The organism is Actinoallomurus sp. CA-150999, from assembly GCF_050942425.1.
Classification (GTDB): domain Bacteria; phylum Actinomycetota; class Actinomycetes; order Streptosporangiales; family Streptosporangiaceae; genus Actinoallomurus.
Genome location: NZ_CP192063.1, coordinates 11,199,102 through 11,217,523, shown reverse-complemented (window position 1 = coordinate 11,217,523; position 18,422 = coordinate 11,199,102). Strand labels below are relative to the sequence as shown.

Genomic DNA, 18,422 nt, shown 5'->3' with positions numbered 1-18,422 from the left:
TCGCTACCGCGCTCACGGTAGGAGACGTGGCGGGCCCGGGCCATCGGCTGGATTGACACATTCCAACGGGTTCTCGCCAACCCGCTGACCTCGCTGCTTACGCTTACTGCCGATGTGGCGCACGACTACGCGTTGGCCGGAACTCGGCGTACGCTGCGCTCGTGCATACGGTGGCGATCCTGGTGATGGATCAGACGGTGGTCTACGACATGGCCATTCCGGTCGAGGTGTTCGGGCGTGTCCGTCTGCCGGACGGGCGCAGCCCGTACCGGGTGCGGATCTGCGGGACGCAGCCGCAGGTGCCGACCGAGACCTTCACCATCCACGCCCCATGGGGGCTGGACGCACTGGCGGACGCCGACACCATCATCGTGCCCGGCTGCAGCGAGACCGCCGGCCCGCCACCGGTCGAGGCGCTGGAGGCGCTGCGGGACGCGGCCGCGCACGGCACGCGCATCGCCTCGATCTGTGCCGGTGCCTTCATCCTGGCCGCCACCGGGCTCCTGGACGGGCAGGCCGCGACCACGCACTGGATCGCCGCGGAGTACTTCGCCGAGATGTTCCCGAAGGTCGACGTGCGGCCCGACGTGCTGTACGTGGACAACGGGCAGCTGCTCACCTCGGCCGGCGCTTCCGCGGGACTGGACCTGTGCCTGCACATGATCCGCCGCGACCTGGGCTCGGCCGTCGCGGCGGACGCCGCCCGGCTGGCCGTCACCCCCCTGGAACGCGAGGGCGGCCAGGCCCAGTACATCGCCCACGAGCGACCGCCGGTGCCCCGCGGCTCACTGCTGGAGCCGACGCTGACCTGGATCGAGGACCACCTGAATGAGGACCTCACCCTCGAGGGCATGGCCGCCCGCTGCGGCATGAGCACGCGCACCTTCAGCCGCCGCTTCCGCGAGCACACCGGCACCACACCGCTGCAGTGGCTGCTGCGCGCTCGGGTCCGGCGGGCGCAGTACCTGCTCGAGCACACCGACCACTCCGTGGAGCGGATCGCCGTCCAGGCCGGCTTCGGATCCGCGACGGCCTTCCGCGAACGCTTCAAGCGCGTCGCCGGTACGACCCCGCAGGCCTACCGAGCCGCCTTCCGCGGTTCCCACTGATCGAGCCGCTCAGGTGAGGGCGGAGACGATCTGCCTCGTCGCCTCGGCGATCAGGGCGTCCACCGGCGGGGTGCTGTATCCGGCTCGGTCCGACATGATGGCCAGCACCAGCGGGGCGGTACGGGGCGGCCACACGATGGCGATGTCGTTGGCCCTGCCGTAGTCCCCGGTTCCGGTCTTGTCGGCCACCGCCCAACCTTTGGGCAGCCCGGCCCGGATGCGTTTGACGCCGGTGGTGTTGCCGACGAGCCAGCCTTTGAGAAGCGCGCGTTTGTCGGCGGGCAGCGCGTCGCCGAGCACGAGCGCGCGGTAGTCGGCGGCGATGGCGCGGGGAGTGGTCGTGTCACGCGGGTCCTGGGGGCGGACTCTGTTCAGCTCGGGCTCGTAGTCGTCCATGCGGCTGACGGTGTCGCCGAGCCCGCGCAGGTAGGCGGTCAGCTGCGCCGGGCCGCCGATGTCGCGCATCAGCAGGTTGCCGGCGGTGCCGTCGCTGTAGCGGATGGCGGCGTCGCACAGTTGCCCGATGGTCATCCCGGTCGCGATGTGATCCTTGGTGATCGGCGAGATGGAGTTGACGTCGGCTCTGGTGTAGGTGACGCGTTTGTCCAGGTGACCGAGGGCGTTCCGGTGCAGGACCGCCGCCGCGGCGAGTGTCTTGAAGGTGGAGCAGAACGCGAATCGCTCATCCGCGCGGTAGGCCACCGTGGTGCCGGTACCGGTCGCCAGGGCGTACACGCCCAGGCGGGCCTTGTGCTCGCGTTCGAGCGCCGCGAATCGCGAAGTGTCCGCAGATCCGGCGGCGCCCGAAGGGCGGCGGCCTGGTGCCGGGGAGGACCCGGAGGCTGAACGATGACCTGTGCCGCACCCCGCCAGCGGCAGGAGGACGGCGGCGGCCAGCAGAGCACGACGGGACGGGCTGGACTGCTCGAACGACATCAGGCGGCACCTGCCTCACTTGCCCGGGATCCCGGGCCGGGGTGGACGACTCCGCCGAGCAGACCAGAGCCGAGCCCGCGATGTCCAATATCGCCACCGCACTCGGACCTTTAGAAGGACGGATATCAAGGCCGGTCGCCCGTGGCGCCCGCGACGGCTTACCTTCTCGCGTCGATGAATGGCCTGACTCGGCATTGACTGATCGATATCTTTTCTCCGTAGGACGCCACCACATGCCCGTCGGCGGCACGACCGCCTCCCACCCCGCCGCCTCGTCGCGTACGGCCGGGCGGGACGCCGCGGACCGCCGGGCGATCGCGGTCGTCGTCGGCGTTCAGGTCGCCGCGGCACTCGGCTACTACGCGGTGATGGGGCACCTCGTGGCCCATCTGCGGCACGACACGGGCCTGCTCGCCGGGACGATCGGCCTGGTGCTCGGCACGCGATTCCTCGTCCAGTCCGCACTGCAGCCGCCGCTGGGGGCGCTGATCGACGTGCTCGGGGCGCCTCGCGCCGGGGTGCTCGCCTGCGCGCTCCGTGCGGCGAGTTTCGCGCTGCTCGCGACGGCGGACGGGCCGCTCGGGCTGCTCGGCGCGGCCTGCCTGCTCGGCGCGGGTGGCTCGCTGTACGTGCCGGCCGTCCAGGCCATCATCGCCGGGACGTCCCCCGCGCGCCGTCCCATCGGCTTCGCCGCCTACCTGGTCAGCGGGCAGGTCACGGCCGTGGTGGCGCCGTTCGCCGGGCTCGCCGTCCTGAAGGGCGGCGGCTTCGGCCTCCTGGCGGCCGGTGCCGCGCTGTGCTGGGCGATCGCCGGCACCCTGTTCCTGGTCCAGCGCCGCCGACCATTGCCCGGGCCGGAGGCGGATCCGGTCCTCGATCGTCCCGGAGCCGGTACGGGGATGGAGACGTTCCGTGGCATGGCCGCGGTCGTTCGCGACCGGGTGTTCCTCCGGTTCGCCGCCGCGACCGCCGCCGGCATGCTGCTCGCGGGGGAGACGACGGCCGTCGTACCGCTCAAGGGCTTCGGGCCGGGCCGGACGACCGTGTTCTTCTGCGTCGCCGCCGCGTTCACGGCCATGGTGCAGCCGTGGTGCGCCGCCGGGAGCCGCGCCGACCGTCCGCGCGTGCTCCAGGCGGGACTGGTGCTGAGCGGCGCGTGCTACCTGGTGCTTCTTTCGCTGGACGGTGGCGGCGGCGCGCCGGAGGCCGTCGGCCTGGTGGCGGCCGCCGCGCTGAGTGGAGTGGGCCAGAGCCTCGTGCAGTCGTCGATCTTCCAGTCAATCGCCCGTTATGCGCCGCCCGACAGGGTGGGCGCCTACCTCGGTGTGTCCTCCTGTCTGTCCGGCTTGACCGTCTTCGCGGGCGATTTCGCGGTCGGAGCACTCTTCGACGCCGGGCCGGCGGAGGCGGTCACCGCACTGGCCGCCCTCACCGTCCTCGGGCCGATGTCGGCGATGGCCTGCGCCCGGCCCCTCACCCGACGGCCCTGAGGAACCTCGCCGCGACCGGAGCGGCGACGTCGGCGTCCGCGATGGCGAACGCCGATCGTCGTCCTCCCCGCAGACCGGCACCGTGATCGGGCTAGCCGTGGAGTGGCTGCGTCGTGGCTAGCGGAGGCGCAGGAGCCGCTTGAGGATGGACGGTGGCTGCAGCTCGCGGTCGAGGGTCAGGGGGATGACCGCGCTGCCCGCCGTCACGGCGCCGAGCCGCGTGCCGCCGGCGGCGTGGCGCGGCGGGTCTCCGGTGACGTGGACCGGCACGGTGAGCCCGCCCCAGCCGACCACCGTGACCGGGGTCGTCGCGCGCAACGGGGTGCGCCCGCCCAGACCGTCGTCGACCAGCGCGACCCGCGTGCCCGCCGGGGCCAGCGTCACCGAGGTCAGCGCCTTCTCGGCGGCGACGATCAGCGGCTGCGCGGCCTGGATCGCGCCCATCGCGCTCGGCGACTGCTGCCCCATGACCGCACCGACGATCATGGTGGTGACATGTCCCGTACGTTTGCGGGCGGCGAAGACGAAGTTGCCGCCCGCCGCGTCGGTGTAGCCCGTCTTGCCGCCGACCACCCCATGGTGCCCGACGAGGACGTTGCCGGCGGCACGCGGTGCCCGTCCGTCGTTGGGCACGTACGTGCGGAGGTTCACGATCTCGGCGAAGGCCGGGATCTTCATCGCCGCGGTCAGCAGCTTGACCTGGTCGGCGGCGGTGCTGACGGTGTGCGAGTCGTAGCCGCTGGGATCGGTGTAGGTGGTATTGGTCATTCCCAGCGAGCGCGCGGCGGCGTTCATCTTCTCGACGAACGCCTGCTCATTGCCCACGTCCCAGCGGCCCAGCTCGTGCGCGATGTTGTTCGCCGACACGAGCAGAAGCGCCTCCAACGCCTTGTGCTCGGTGAACGCCTGCCCCGCGACGACCTCGACGAGCGACTCGCCCCGCGCCTTGCGCATTGGAAGCTGGGCGGCCTCCTCCTGCGAGATCCGGTACGTGGGACCGTCCGTACCCCGCTGCAGCGGGTGGTCGTGCAGGAAGACGTACGCGGTCATCACCTTCGCCACGCTCGCGGTCGGGGTCGGCGTCTCCCCACCGGACGACCCCATGGACCCAAGCCCGTCCACGTACAGGGTCGCCTGCCCCTGCCCCGGCCAGGGGAGCACGGGGGCGGCGCCACCGAAGGTGTGCCGGGTGGCCGTCAGCGTGAGACGCATCGTCGACGTGGGCGTCGGCCGTACGAGCTGGCCGGTCACCACCCCCGCCAGCAGCACCAACACCACGGCGACGATCCAACCGGTACGCCGCCGCTTGCGCCGCGGCTTCTCCGCAGGCGCCTCCGAGGGAGCCGGCAGGGGCACCGGGGCGAGTTCCGCCACGGGCGGCCGGATGGTCTCCGGCGGAGGGGTCGCGACGCTGGAGGGGATCCTCAGCTGTAGCGGCTCCGCCACGGGCGGCCGGGCGGTCTCAGGTTGGGATGTCGTGGGGGGCATCGTCCGCGGCGGCGGTGCCGCCACGGGCGGCCGGGCGGCGTCGGGCGGAGGCGTCGCGACGGTGGAGGGGATCCTCAGCCGTGGCGGCTCCACCACGGGCGGCCGGGCGGTGTCGGGCGGAGGCACCGCGAGGGTGGAGGGGATCGTGAGCGGCGGCGGCTCCGCCACGGGCGGCCGGAAGGCCTCAGGCCGGGGTGCCGTCGGGGGCATCGTCCGCGGCGGCGGTGCCGCCGTGTGCGCCGTCGACGCCGGGGGCGGCGAGATCATCGGCACGCCGTCCCGCTGCGTCGTACTCGCCAATCCCCCCTGGCCGAACGGACGGACCTCGGGAAGCGCCTCTTCGACCGTCTGAGGAGGCGTCGGGTGCGTCTGGGCGGGCGGGCGTTCCGTGGGCGTGAACCACGAAGAGCGCTCCGGTGCTCCGCGCTCGGGGGCGGGAGGAGCGATCGCGGTGGTCTCGGCCGCATCGGACGACGGCGCGATCGACTCCGTCTCGCCCTGACCGTTGGTGCCTTCCGAGCTCCACCACGGGGTCCGTTCCAGAGCGGACCGCCTGGGCTGCGGCTCTTCCGGGGAGGGGCGGCGGGGTACGGGCGGCTCGGACTCCGGGTCGGCCGTCCGCTTCTTGGGAAACGCCGAGCGGGGCAGGTCCGAGACCGTGATGTCGGACGCCGCGGGCGAGTACGGCTTGGGAGGAAGCCGGAACTCCGCGGTGGCCGTCCGCCCGTCCTCCTGGTCCTCCTCCCCCGAACCAGGCCCGCTTTCGGGCTCGGACTCCTCCTCGGGTTCCGCATCGCCAGGGGGCGCCGCGTGCGCCGTGGTCTCCTCGGAGGCATCGTCGTCCTCGGGGACGGGAGTGTCCTCAGGGACGGCGCTGTCCTCAGGGGCCGGGGTGTCCTCAGGGGCGGCCGTGTCGTCGCCGCCAGAGGTGGCGTCGACCTCGGCCTCGGCTTCGGCGGAAGCGGGTTCGGCTCGTTCGGCGGACGGCTCGGGCTTCTCCTGCCGCTCGTCTTCGGCGTCCGCCTCGTCCTCTTCGTCGTCGGCGCTGGTCGCCTCGGACGGATCGGCCTCCGCGTCGGCCGCCGGCTCGGACTCGGGGACGCGCTCGGGTTCCGAGGAGTCCTCCTGGTCCCGCGCATCGGTACCCGTGCGTTCCCCGGTGTCCGCCGTCTCCGCCTGCGGTTCGGGGCCGGGCACGGGATCGTCCTGCGGCGGTGTCCCGGAGGTCTCGTGCTGCGCGTCGTTGTCCGGCTCACGTGACGCACCGTTCACGGCGCGACCTCCTCGACTTCATGACCAGGCAGATGGGAGGGGATGACCGGGCAGGCGGCCCGCGAACGATCTCACCGACGCCCCTCCTACGCCTGTGAAGATGCGCGGCTCGGTGAAAAGGTTCACGACCTACGGGATCTTGATCGGATCGTTGACCGGAGCTGGTTTCCCGGAACGCGGAGCGGGTCCGTTTGGGCTGGTAGCGCAGTGTTATGAATGGGACATGAAGGCATCTTTCCGGCGATACCGGATGTCGTTCCGTCATCCGTTCGCCGGGCGCCCACGTGATCACCGCGTGGCCCTGCTGAATCCGCGCAGTGTCGCCGGGCAGGTGTTCCTTCTCCAAGTCGTGATCGTCCTACTGCTGGTCGCGGCCGCGGTAACGATGGAGCTGCTCCAGGGTGCGTACGACGCCCTGCGGCAGGGACGTCGAGTGTCGGTCGTCGCAGCCCAGGCGTTCGCCAACGCACCCGGCGTGGTCCAGGCGCTGCGCAGCCGGAACCCGACGGCGGTGCTGCAGCCGAGTGCCGAAGCGGCCCGGAAGCGGGCGGGCGTGGATTTCATGGTCGTCGTGAACACCCGGGGGATCCGCTATACGCACCCCTACCCGCAGTACATCGGAAAGAAGTTCCGCGGCGACTACCGATCGTCGCTGCAGGGCCGCACCATCGTCGAGCAGGGGGGCGGGACGCCCCTGCCGGCGGGCCGGGGAACGGTCGTCCAGGCGGTGGTCCCGGTGACCGATGACCGCGGCGTGGTCATCGGCGCGGTGTGCGCCGGGCTCACGGTCAAGAACGTGGTGAGGGAGTGGACGCCACAGTTGCCGATCATCCTTGGCAGCGGTGCGGCCGCGCTGGCGTTGGCCGCAGGCGGGACGGCGTTGGTGTCCCGGCGGCTGCGTCGGCAGACGCGCGGCCTGGATCCGGCGGAGATGACGCGGATGTACGAGCACCACGACGCGGTTCTGCACGCGGTGCGGGAAGGAGTGTTGATCATCGATGCCGATGGGCGACTGGTGCTGGCCAACGACGAGGCGAGTCGGCTGCTGGGCCTGCCGGCGGACGCGGAGTGGCGGTATGTGCGGGAACTGGGGTTGCCGGAGCAGATGTCGCGCTTGCTGGTGTCGGGCGAGACGGTGACGGATGAGGTCCAGCCGGCGGGGGACCGGTTGCTGGCGGTGAACAAGCGGCCGACGTTCCTGAACGGCGTTCAGGGAAGCAGCGTGGTGACGTTGCGGGACACGACCGAGCTGGCAGCGGTGTCGGGGCGGGCGGAAGTGGCGCGGGAGCGGCTGAATCTGCTGTACGAGGCGGGGATACGGATCGGAACGACGCTGGATGTGGTGCGCGAGGCGCAGGAGCTGGCGCAGGTGGCCGTACCGCTGTTCGCCGACATCGTCACGGTGGATCTGCTGGACGCGGTGATGCGCGGGGAGGAGCCGACGGCGGAGAGACAGCGGCGGCTGCAACGTGCGGCGATGGCCGGTGAACTGTCGGTGCTGTGCCCGGCGGGCGAACCGATCACGTTCTCGTCGTCGGCGCCGCAGGCACGAGCGTTGGAGCAGGGGTACGGGGTGCTGGCCGCGGACCTGCGGCAGGCGCGGGGGTGGCAGGAGCAGGACCCGGACCGCGTCCGGAGGGCGCTGGAGCAGGGGGTGCACTCACTTGTGACCGTGCCGCTGCAGGCGCGGGGTGTGCCACTGGGTGTGGCGAGCTTCTACCGGGTGGGGGAGACGCCGGCGTTCGAGCACGAGGACCTGCTGGTCGCGGAGGAGTTGGCGGCGCGGGCGGGGGTGGCCGTCGACAACGCTCGGCGCTTCACCCGGGAGCGCACCATGGCGGTCACGCTGCAGCGGAGTCTGCTGCCGCGGGGACAGCCGGAGCAGGACGCGCTGGAAGTGGCCTGGCGGTACCTGCCCGCGGAGGCGGGAGTGGGCGGGGACTGGTTCGACCTCATCCCGCTGCCGGGGGCGCGAGTGGCGCTGGCGATGGGCGACGTCGTCGGTCACGGACTGCACGCGGCCGTGACCATGGGGCGGCTGCGCACCGCGGCGCACAACTTCGCCGCGCTCGACCTCCCCGTGGACGAGGTCCTCGCGCACCTGGACGAGCTGGTCGCGCGCATGGACAGCGAGGAGAGCACCGACGAGATCGCGGAAGGCCACAGGGGAGCCGAGGTCACGGGAGCGACGTGTCTGTACGCGATCTACGACCCGGTGGCAGGGGTCTGCGCGATCGGCCGTGCGGGACACCCCGGGCCGGCGGTGGTGTACCCGGACGGAGCGGTCACCTGCCCGGACGTCCCGGCCTCACCTCCGCTCGGGCTCGGCGGTCACCCCTTCGAAACCGTCGAGCTGCGGCTGCCGGAGGGTTCCCGGCTGGTGCTGTACACCGACGGGCTGGTCGAGGACCGGACCCGCGACCTCGACAGCAGGCTGGATGAGCTGCGCCGGACGCTGGAGCGGACCGATGGACACACTCCGGAGGAGACATGCCAGGCGGTGATCGACGCGATCGTGCCGGCACATCCCGCCGATGACATCGCGCTGCTGGTGGCGCGTACCCGGTTGCTCCCGCGGTCGCGCGTGGCCGAATGGGACGTGCCGGTCGACGCGTCGGCGGTCGGCTCGGTGCGGGCGCGCTGCGCGGAGAAGCTGAGCGAGTGGGGGCTGGAGGAGACCGCCTTCACGACGGAACTGATCGTCAGCGAGCTGGTCACGAACGCGATCCGGTACGGATCCCCGCCGGTCGGGGTGCGGCTGCTGTACGGACGCCATCTGACCTGCGAGGTGTCGGACCGGAGCAGCACCTCACCGCGTCTGCGGCGCGCGGCGACCATGGATGAAGGTGGGCGGGGGCTGTTCCTCGTGGCGCAGTTCGCTCAGCGATGGGGGACGCGGTACACCTCCGCCGGCAAGGTCATCTGGGCCGAACAGGACCTCGGCGACGGCGCGCCCGCCGTACGGGGCGGCACGCCGGCCGACGTCCTCCTCGAGCAGTTCGACGACGCCGCCCACTGAGCGGAATAGCGCGCGCCTACCGCTGGAACACGTTGGTCGGCGCGCTGACCTGGAACGGCCGGTCGTACTCCGTGAAGGCCAGGGCTCCGCTGCCCTTCTTCGTCGGCGCGAGGCGCAACGGGTACGGCTTTCCGGTGGTCGACACGTACAGCCAGCCGCTCTGATCACGGATGCCGATGGCAGGTTGGCCCGCGATGGTCGTCGGCTTTCCCTTGACGAGCCGTCCCGACGGCTTGATGAGCTTGGCGAACCCGGCCGGCGTGAAGTCCAGACCGTGCGCGGACGCCTCACGGGCGGAGCCGATCAGCATCCATTTGTCGCCGACCTTGGAGGCAGCACCCGACCCGACCGTGGACTGGACGAACTGCCGGCCCTTGCCGTAGACCTTGCCGCCGGCCCGGAGAATCGTCAACGGGACCGTACGGCCGCCGCCGATCGGCCCACGTATGGAGCCCTTGAACCCGGCGCGTCCGGACCGCATGTCCATGGTGACCATATCCCCGCCGCTGCGTACGCGGCCCTTGAGGTGCACCGACGTGGCAGCGCGCAGGGCGGCGAGCGACTCGGACGCGATCCGGGCCGCCGACTTCGCCGCCACGCCGTTGTTCGCGGGCGCCGGCGAGGAAGGAGCGGTGGAGGTGGGAGCGGTCGAGGGACGGCCGGACGAGGCCGAGCCCTTGTCCGACCCCATCGGGTTGTTGCACGCTCCGGTCAGCAGCACGGCCGACGTCGCGGCCAACGCGACGCCCAGCCGGCCAGGGGATGTCTTCGGCACGGCTACTCCAGCGACAAAGGATCGTCCTCCGTGGAAATACGTCCGGCAGCCTAGTGATCAACGAGGCGCTTTATCACGAAATGCCGAGAACGTCGCAAAGATAGTTGAGCTGGCCGAGGGAACACTTCCAGCGTGTATTGGTGAATGGCCGTTGGCTCGGTGAGCCCGGGCGGGGAAGGGCCCGCCCGGGCCGCGTGGTCAGATCGCCCGGCTGAGGCCCTCCCAGCGCACCCGCCAGCCGTCGGCGGGGAAACCGGGAGCGTGCCGGTCGGCTCCGCCGTCCCATCCCGCGCACATCAGCGCGACGGCGTACAGCAGCCCGCCCGCGCTGGGGAAGTACGGCGAGGGCACTCCGCTCCGGCCGCTGGCCGGCAGCCCCTGCTCGGTGAAGCCGAACTTGGGATGCAGCAGGAAGTCGACCGCCCGGCCGGGATCGCCCAGCCGGGCGGCGTTCATCGCCAGCAGCGGGAAGTCCCAGGCGTACAGGTCGTCGACCGGCCAGCTCTGGTACACCTGCTGCGCGGTCGCCCGCATCGTGGGCACGTCGACGCCGTCGCCGGGCAACATCGCGTACGGGGCGATCGGGTCCGGGTGGTCCGTCGCGTGTTCGGTCCACATGTCCTGGACGCCCTCGTACAGCACGTACTTGCCGTCCTGGACCGGGAGCGGCGCGAGTCCGGCCAGGACGTCCTGCCACTCCTTCTCAGGCGCGAGGCCCAGACGCCTGCGCCAGATCCCGGCGACCCGAAGCCCGAAGCGCCAGTAGGAGGTCTCGACGATCGGGTTCTTGGTGACCAGGGGGTCGGAGTGCTCGTTGGCGGGGATCGCCGGCGGCCCGACGATGTAGCGGCCGCTCGCCGGGTCGAGGAAGGCGAAGGAGGCCAGGAAGTCGGCGGTGGCGAAGACGACGTCGCGCCACTTGTGCAGCGTCGCGCGGCTGGGATGCGCCCGGTAGTCCAGCTCCGCGAAGAAGATCGGGTGCGGCTGCTGCCACAGCAGCAGCCCGTTCTGCAGGCCGGGGGACTCCCGCCCCTCGGGCCCGGTCATCTTCGGCCAGCGGGCACCGCGGAAGCCCTGTTGCCGCGCCCGCTCCAGCGCGGACGGCAGGAGGTCCCGGTAGACGCCGAGGCTGCGTTCCAGCAGCGGCCAGCGGTTCCACAGCGCCTGGTGCGCGCTGTGCCACACCACCATCTCCAGGTGGAACTTGCCGTACCAGCCGTTGTTGACCAGACCGGACTCCTGCGGCGGGTACTGTCCGCTCTCGTTGACCGCCAGGGAGTACTGGCTGCGTACGATCCGGCGCTCGAGTTCCTCCCAGCGGGGGTCGGTGCTGCCGGACAGATCGACGGCACCGCCGGAGCGCCAGAAGGCCGGCCACCATGTGGAGGCGACCTTCGCCACCGCCGCCGGCGGCGGGGCGACGGCGCGCGCGTCCTCCGGCGTGAACAGGCAGGTCAGTTCCAGGTGCGGGCCTCGGGCGCCGGTGAGGGTGTAGCGGTGGCCGCCGCCGTCCCCGCGCCGCAGCTCGCCGCCCTCCCGGTTCCAGGTCAGCGCCGTGTGGTAGGTGGTGGCGTCCATGCGGTGCGTGATGCGCGCCCGCGACGGTCCCTGGACGCTCAGCTCGGTGACGTGGGCGTCCGGGCGATCCCAGATCCCGACGAACGGAGCGCTGAACTTGCCCTGCCCCTTGGCGGTCGCGTACGGGAAGTCCACGTACACCGTCAGCCGCCCGGCCTGGATCAGCGGGGAGTCGACGCGCACCGCGATCGCGTCCAGCGTGGGATGGCAGATCGTTTCGACCGTGACCGGGGCGCCGTCGAAGGTGAACCGGCTGCGGAGCGTTCCCGTCCACAGGTCGAGTCGCTGGTGCCGGTCGGTGAGGTCGGCTTCGGTCGCCTCGCGCCCGGCGGCGGTGTGCAACGACAGGCCGATCCGGGCGAGGTTGATCTTGTGCGGGTTCCCCCTGAGCCAGTCGTACAGCTCCGGCTGCCCCGCCTGGTCGGTCCAGTAAGAGACCTGACGGCCGTGGGTGTCCCACGGCGTGCCCTTGTAGTCCTCGACCTTCTTGCCCTCGGGCAGCGCGTCCTCGTGCCAGCCCCACTGGGCCATCGTGGCGAACGGCAAGAAGGTCTGCAGGCCCGTGATGTCGGCTCCGAACGCGAGGTTGCCGTTGCCGACCTGGAGCGGGAGTTCCGGGTCGCTGGAGGTGCGTTCGATGGCGTGCCGCGCCACCAGCGCCTCGCGGTCGATGTGTCCACCGTGCGAGGCCTCGGCGGCCCGTGCCGCCGGGTCACCGAGGAACATCGACGTGGCGGCGGTGCCGACCGCTCCCTTGAGTACCGTCCTGCGCTTGATCAACGAGTCCTCCCTCGGACGGCCGGGGGCTGCCCGGCATTTGGTTCTGCGGACATCTGGATCCGGACGACGGACCGCCTCTTCATCTCGGGAGTGTGGGAAAACCTTTTCCCAACCCTCCGCCGAAGCTGTTGGTCATCTGGTCACCATAGATCGAGGAGCCGCCTTTTGAAAGCGCTTTCTCAGGCGAATCGCCAAGTCCGATGGCATCCGCCCGCGCCTGTGACGGCCCGCGGGCGCCGCGCCGTCAGCCGGTGAGCAGACGTGCTCTGAACAGTTCGAGTACCTGGTCGAGCGCTTGCCGGGTCGGTTGACCTGGTTCGTCGATGAGATGCTCCGTGAGGACCGAGTGCGGCCTCATGAGCCCGTCCGGGTCGGCGTCGGCATCGTCGAGTTCGACCGCGACGAACGCGTCGCCGAGTTGGCGGCGCAGGAAGTCGAAGCGCTCGCCCGGGACCAATCGGTCACTGCGGAAACGCAGCCCGAGGACCTGGAGCCCGGCCGCACAGCGGTCCTTCACGACCTGGAGATCGGCGGGGGAGATGTCGATCGTGGCGCGCTTCCTGCGAGTGATCGGCAGCGGCAGTGACGGCTGCGAGAGCACTGGGGCGAGAATCCGGTCGTCGGTGGCCATGGCCAGCGCGAATCCTCCGGTGAAGCACATCCCGACGGCGCCCACACCAGGTCCGCCGCAACGGTCGTGCTCGTGCGCCGCCAGCGCACGGAGCCAGGTGATGATCGGTGAGGTCCTGCCCGTCGCGAGCATGACGAACTCACGGCGTACGCACAGCGGGAGCATCGCTCGTGCGGCGGTGCGTGCGGTACCGAGCCGGCCGTGGGCTTCCGGGCTCGGATCGCGACCGGCGACCCCGAACAGATCCGGCAGGACGACGGTCAGGCCGAGATCGCGGACTCGCCGGGCGAACGCGGCCACCTTCGGCGTGATGCCGGGGATCTCGGCGAGCACGATCACCGCCGGGCCGGCCCCCGACCGCCAGACGTCGAACGCAAGATCACCATGAGCGAAGGAACCGCGGGCGAAATCGGCCAGATCATCATCTGACATCGTCAATCCCTCCTCGCACCTGGTCGGGCGACACTAGGGAAGATAATCGCCCAACACGACACGAGATAGCCATAACGGAGAGACGGGGCGGCGTCCCGGCGCATCGTCGAGCTGACCGCCGGGAGCCGGGTCGGGGATTCCCGGCAATAGATACCAAGAAGGGGTTGATTTGGTAGCGTAAGACGCCATGCGAATCTCGGCGCGAGCGGACTATGCGATCCGGGCGCTCCTGGAGCTGGCCGCCGATACCGGCCGGCCGCTTACCTGCGAAGCCATCGCCCAGTCCCAGGGCATCCCGCACCGGTTCCTCAAGGCGGTCTTCCGCGACCTGCGACGGGCCGAACTGGTGCGCAGCCAGCGCGGCTGCGAGGGTGGGTACTGGCTGAGCCGTGATGCGGCCTCGATCTCGCTGGCGGCCGTCGTCGCCGCGGTCGACGGCCAGCTGATGACCGTGCACGGGGAGAGCCTCGGCGACCAGAGCTACCCGGGGCCGGCCGCCCGGCTGTCGGAGCTGTGGGCCGGAGTGCGGAAGCGGTTCGAGGACATCCTGGCCGGGGTGAGCCTGGCCGACCTGCTGGCGGACGACCCACCCGAGCCGGCCGTGTCGTTGCTGCGCGACGCGGCCTTCAGCGCGTGACGCGCGACGAACCGATGGGAGTTTCCTGATGGCGGACGACTGGCACGGCGAGCTGCGGCACATCCGCGGTGCGCAGCTGACCGGGGACACCGGTCAGACGACGGGCATGACGCGGCTGGAGGCCATCTCCGGCAAGACGGTCGGCTCGTCGAAGCTCTGGACGGGCAAGACCCTCGTGGCGCCCGCCACCAACTCCGGCGACCACCATCACGGTGACACGGAGACCTCGATCTACGTCGTGTCCGGCAACCCGGTGTTCGTCTTCGCCGACGGTGACACCGAGGTGCGCCTGGAGACCGAGCCCGGCGACTTCATCTTCGTGCCGCCGTACGCTCCGCACCGCGAGGAGAACCCCGGCGACACCGAGGCGGTCGTCGTCATCTCCCGCAGCAGCCAGGAGGGCGTCGTGGTGAACCTGCCCAGTCTGTGGTCGCCGGTCGACCGGCCATGACCGCGGGCGGCCCGCTGACCGTCGTGGAGTTCACCGACCCCGCGTGCCCGTGGGCCTGGGGATCGGAGCCGAAGTTCCGCTGGCTGCGCGCCGCGCTGGACGGCGTGGCCGCCTGGCGCCGCGTCTACGGGATCCTGTTCGACGAGGACGACGATCCGGCGCCGGACCCCGATGCGGAGGCCGCCTGGTACCACCGGTACATCGCCGGCATCGCCGCGCACACCGGCGCCCCGTACGCCTCGCGGCTGCGGTGGGTGGCGCGGAGCAGCTGGCCGTCCTCGCTCGCGGCCAAGGCGGCCGAGGCGCAGGGTGCCGAGACCGCCGCCTTCGTTCTGCGCCGGCTGCGCGAGACCACCTTCCTGCTGGGGGCGCCCGCCGACGACGTGGAGAGCGTGCTCGGCGCGGTGGCCGGAGTGCCCGGCCTGGACCACGCCCGGCTCGCCCGCGATCTGGTCTCCGACGATGTACGTTCCGCGGTCCGCCGCGACTGGGCGGAGACGCGGGAGCCGTACCCCGAGGTGTTCACCGTGGAGGGGGCCGGCCCGCATCCGGGTGCGGCGAAGGAGGTCGGCGACCGGTACCGGTTCGCCCTGCCCACTCTTGTGTTCGCCGGCCCCGCCGGACGGGCGGTGGTGCCGGGCTGGCGGGAGCTCGGTGAGTACGTCGAGGCCGCCGCGCGCGTGTCGCCCGGGCTGTGCCTGGAGGTCCCGGCCCGTACCCCCGAGGAGCTCCTCGAGCGCCACCGGAGCCTGACCGGGCCGGAGCTCGCCCTGCTGGCCGGCTCGGCCGGTCCGCCGCGCGGCGCCGTCCGGTTCGACGGCGCCGGCGGGCCTGTCTGGCTGCATCCGGCGGAGGCCGCCACCCATCCGGTCTCTCGCCGCTGACCAGCGTCTCCGGGCCCCCGCCGATCCGGTGTCCGGCAAAAGACATATTTAGGTAGCTATTGACAGGATTCCCGGTAATACCGACCATATAGGTATGACTTCGACGCATCCGGGCGTTCTCTGCCGCTTCGTCGACTACCGGCGTACCTCCAGCGCCCTGTGTCGGTAGCCGCGGGCTCCGGGGCCACCGCCGTCGGTGGAGCCCCCTCCCGCGCCACCACCCCGCACGCCGGAACCTTCTCTCACTCCTGATCTCCCCATCGCCGCGGAGATCCCCCTCCTCTCACGACTCCTCCGGAGACCGCCACGCGCCGTCCCCGGGACATCGCCGCGCCGACCCGCCGTCCCTCCGCACCCCGACCGTTCGCGAAAGGACCCCCATGAACACCGCTCTCTCCGAACCCAGCAGACGTTCCTTTCTGGGGCTCGGCCTCGCCACCGGCTCGTCGCTCCTGCTCGCCGCCTGCGGCGCCGGCGGCGCGGTGGGCTCCGGCGGGTCCTCGGCCGACACGCTCAAGTGGGGCTGGGCCCTGCCCACGTCGTGGGACCCGGTGACGTCGTCGGCGGGCTGGGACGTGCACGCCCTCTCACTCGTGTACGCCGGGCTCACCAAGCATGACGAACAGGGCAAGGCGGTCCCGGCCCTCGCCGAGTCGTGGGCGTACAGCGAGAAGGGCAGCCGCGTCACGTTCAAGCTGCGCTCCGGCCTGAAGTTCAGCGACGGCACGGCGCTCGACGCGACCGCGGTCAAGAAGAGCATCGAACGCGGCCGCGACGCGCCCAAGTCGCTGATCGCCGCGCAGCTCGCCGGCGTCAAGACCGTCAGCGCCCCGGACCCCACGACCGTCGTCATCGACCTCAAGTCGCCCAACTACCAGATCCCCAGCCTGTTCGCCGGAAAGACCGGCATGGTGGTCAACCCCGCGGCGTTCGAGAGCAACGCCGCTGGACTGGCCACCAAGCCGGCCGGCGCCGGCCCGTACACCCTGACCTCGTACGTCGAGAACTCCCAGGCGACTCTCAAGCGCAACCCGAACTACTGGGACGCCGCCTCGATCAAGGTCGGCGACTTCCAGCTGTTCCCGCTGCCGGACGCCGCCACGGTGATCGCCGGGCTGCAGTCCGGCCGCTACAACGTCGCCCAGATCCCGGGCAGCCAGGTCGCCGCGGCCAAGGCCGCCGGGCTCGAGGTTCAGGTGATCCCGTCCCTGGTGGTCTCGGTGCTGGACGTCAACATCACCAAGCCGCCGTTCGACGACCCGAACGCGGCGCTGGCGCTGAAGTTCGCGGTGGACCGCGCGGCGCTGCTGAAGACCGCGCAGTTCGGCATCGGCGAGGTCTCCTACCAGCCCTTCCCCAAGGGGTACGTGGGCTACAACCCGGAGCTGGAGGGCATCTACGCGTACGACCCGGCCAAGGCACGCCAGCTTCTCGCCAAGTCGAAGTACGGCATCGGAGCACCGGTCACCATCACCGCCTCGGCGCCCGGCAACCTTCCGCAGCAGCTCCAGGCCCAGCTCCAGGCGGTCGGGTTCAAGGCGACGATCGAGACGATCCCGCAGGCCGAGGCCACGCAGATCATCTACATCCAGCATTCCAAGGCCCTCGCCGTGGACGGGTTCGCCGGCCGTGACTCGACCGCGCAGACGTTCCAGGTGCTGTTCGGCAGCGAGGGCCTGATGAACCCGGGCCGTACGACCTCACCGGAGCTGGAGGCGGCGGTCCAGAAGATCGTCCAGACGCCGCTGGACGACGCGAAGTACCCGCAGGTGGTGCAGGCCGCGACCGCCGCCGCCGTACGCACGATGCCGAACGTCTTCCTGTTCACCACGCCGCGGATCCTGGCGCACACCAAGTCGGTGTCGCCGCTGCCGAAGGACACCGTCGTGCAGCGGTTCGAAGGGGTCACAGCCAAGTGAACGCCCCGGATCGGAGCACCCGATGAGCGCCGTCGTCGCGGTGCCGCGGCCCGGCGTCGCGGTCGGGCGACTGCCCGGCTGGGCGCGCAAGGTGCTGCGGATGCTGGTGACCACGGCCACCGTCTTCCTCATCACCTCGTTCGGCACGTACGCGCTCGGTGCGCTGTCGAAGACCAACCCGGCCGCGGCCGTGCTCGGCGAGACCGCCACCCCGGCGGACATCGTCCGCATGAACCACCAGTTCGGGCTGGACCGGCCGCTGCTGGTGCAGTACGGGACCTGGCTGGGCCACGCCTTCACCGGCGACCTCGGCACCTCGTACTTCACCTCCATCCCGGTCGCCGACAGCATCCGGCAGGCGCTGCCGGTGGACCTCGCCATCACCGGCCTGGCCGCGTTGTTCGCCGTGCTCCTCGGTGGTACGGCCGGGATCGCGGCGGCGCTGAACGGCGGCGGGCGGCTGGACCGCTCGGTCACCGCGGTCTGCTCCGTTCTCAGCACGATCCCCGGGTTCGTCGTCGGCATCGTCTTGATCGTCGTGTTCTCCGCGACCCTGCGGATCCTGCCGGCCGGCGGGTACGTGAGCTTCGGCGCCGACCCGGTGCAGTGGTTCCGGTGCCTGCTCATGCCGTCCTTCGCGCTGAGCCTCACCCTGGCCGCCCACATCGCCCGACAGTTGCGGACCTCGCTGGTCGCCACGCTGCGGGAGAACTACGTCGTCGGGGCGACCGTGCGCGGTCTGTCGCGCCGGAGGGTGCTGCTGCGGCACGCGCTGCGCAACGCCCTGGGACCGGCGCTGGGCATCCTGACGGTCGGCGTGCCGGCGCTGCTCAGCGGCTCGGTGCCCACCGAGCGGATCTTCAACCTCCCCGGCGTCGCGCTGCTGACCCTTCAGTCGGCGGAGCGGCACGACATCCCGGTGATCCAGGGCACGCTGCTGGTGACCGTGACCACGGTGCTGGCGTGCAACCTGGTCCTCGGCGCCCTGCTCGCCCGGTTCACCCCGCAGGCGAGGAGGTAG

At 71.4% G+C, this 18,422-nt stretch carries 13 protein-coding genes; 8 read left to right on the top strand and 5 right to left on the bottom strand.

What is annotated here, in order from left to right; all coding sequences use genetic code 11:
- Window positions 1-161 precede the first annotated feature (161 nt).
- Window positions 162-1,109 carry a GlxA family transcriptional regulator gene (locus ACQP2O_RS51865; RefSeq protein ID WP_433177616.1) on the top strand — a complete coding sequence of 316 codons (948 nt, stop codon included), beginning with the start codon at window positions 162-164 and terminating at the stop codon, window positions 1,107-1,109.
- A 9-nt stretch (window positions 1,110-1,118) separates the two neighbouring features.
- Here ACQP2O_RS51865 and bla read toward each other — a convergent pair whose 3' ends face one another.
- A complete protein-coding gene (bla, locus tag ACQP2O_RS51860; RefSeq protein ID WP_433177614.1) occupies window positions 1,119-2,045 on the bottom strand; it encodes a class A beta-lactamase in 927 nt (308 codons plus the stop codon).
- A 233-nt stretch (window positions 2,046-2,278) separates the two neighbouring features.
- On the opposite strand from bla, the gene ACQP2O_RS51855 reads away from it, so the two are divergent.
- Window positions 2,279-3,535 (top strand): MFS transporter, encoded by a 1,257-nt coding sequence (locus ACQP2O_RS51855; protein WP_433177612.1) that lies wholly within the window; start codon window positions 2,279-2,281, stop codon window positions 3,533-3,535.
- A 117-nt stretch (window positions 3,536-3,652) separates the two neighbouring features.
- Here ACQP2O_RS51855 and ACQP2O_RS51850 read toward each other — a convergent pair whose 3' ends face one another.
- On the bottom strand, window positions 3,653-6,295 hold the full coding sequence (locus tag ACQP2O_RS51850; protein ID WP_433177610.1) for a hypothetical protein: 2,643 nt from the start codon (window positions 6,293-6,295) through the stop codon (window positions 3,653-3,655).
- A gap of 223 nt (window positions 6,296-6,518) precedes the next feature.
- Here ACQP2O_RS51850 and ACQP2O_RS51845 point away from each other — a divergent pair, with 223 nt between their 5' ends.
- Window positions 6,519-9,314 carry a SpoIIE family protein phosphatase gene (locus ACQP2O_RS51845; RefSeq protein WP_433177608.1) on the top strand — a complete coding sequence of 932 codons (2,796 nt, stop codon included), beginning with the start codon at window positions 6,519-6,521 and terminating at the stop codon, window positions 9,312-9,314.
- A gap of 16 nt (window positions 9,315-9,330) precedes the next feature.
- On the opposite strand, the gene ACQP2O_RS51840 is transcribed toward ACQP2O_RS51845, so the two are convergent.
- The 3 genes from ACQP2O_RS51840 to ACQP2O_RS51830 all read right to left on the bottom strand — a co-directional run bounded on the left by ACQP2O_RS51840 (window position 9,331) and on the right by ACQP2O_RS51830 (window position 13,510).
- Window positions 9,331-10,089 (bottom strand): hypothetical protein, encoded by a 759-nt coding sequence (locus tag ACQP2O_RS51840; RefSeq protein WP_433177606.1) that lies wholly within the window; start codon window positions 10,087-10,089, stop codon window positions 9,331-9,333.
- Window positions 10,090-10,287: 198 nt separating this feature from the next.
- Complete coding sequence (locus ACQP2O_RS51835; protein WP_433177604.1) at window positions 10,288-12,447, bottom strand: hypothetical protein; 2,160 nt, start codon at window positions 12,445-12,447, stop codon at window positions 10,288-10,290.
- A gap of 244 nt (window positions 12,448-12,691) precedes the next feature.
- Entirely contained in the window at window positions 12,692-13,510 is an 819-nt protein-coding gene (locus ACQP2O_RS51830) for a dienelactone hydrolase family protein (protein WP_433177602.1), read from the bottom strand.
- 187 nt (window positions 13,511-13,697) lie between these two features.
- On the opposite strand from ACQP2O_RS51830, the gene ACQP2O_RS51825 reads away from it, so the two are divergent.
- The 5 genes from ACQP2O_RS51825 (at window position 13,698) to ACQP2O_RS51805 (ending at window position 18,422) form a co-directional block, all read left to right on the top strand.
- Window positions 13,698-14,147: an RrF2 family transcriptional regulator gene (locus tag ACQP2O_RS51825; RefSeq protein ID WP_433177600.1), complete on the top strand. Its 450-nt coding sequence runs from the start codon at window positions 13,698-13,700 to the stop codon at window positions 14,145-14,147.
- Window positions 14,148-14,175: 28 nt separating this feature from the next.
- Window positions 14,176-14,598, top strand: a complete 423-nt coding sequence (locus ACQP2O_RS51820; RefSeq protein WP_360898449.1) for a cupin domain-containing protein — start codon at window positions 14,176-14,178, stop codon at window positions 14,596-14,598.
- On the top strand, window positions 14,595-15,482 hold the full coding sequence (locus ACQP2O_RS51815; protein WP_433177597.1) for a DsbA family protein: 888 nt from the start codon (window positions 14,595-14,597) through the stop codon (window positions 15,480-15,482). The genes ACQP2O_RS51820 and ACQP2O_RS51815 overlap by 4 nt, the downstream gene beginning before the upstream one ends.
- Window positions 15,483-15,862: 380 nt before the next feature.
- Window positions 15,863-17,401, top strand: coding sequence for an ABC transporter substrate-binding protein (locus tag ACQP2O_RS51810; protein ID WP_433177595.1), 1,539 nt, complete (start codon window positions 15,863-15,865; stop codon window positions 17,399-17,401).
- Window positions 17,402-17,423: 22 nt separating this feature from the next.
- The gene (locus ACQP2O_RS51805; RefSeq protein ID WP_433177593.1) at window positions 17,424-18,422 is read left to right on the top strand and encodes an ABC transporter permease; all 999 of its coding nucleotides are present in this window, start codon (window positions 17,424-17,426) and stop codon (window positions 18,420-18,422) included.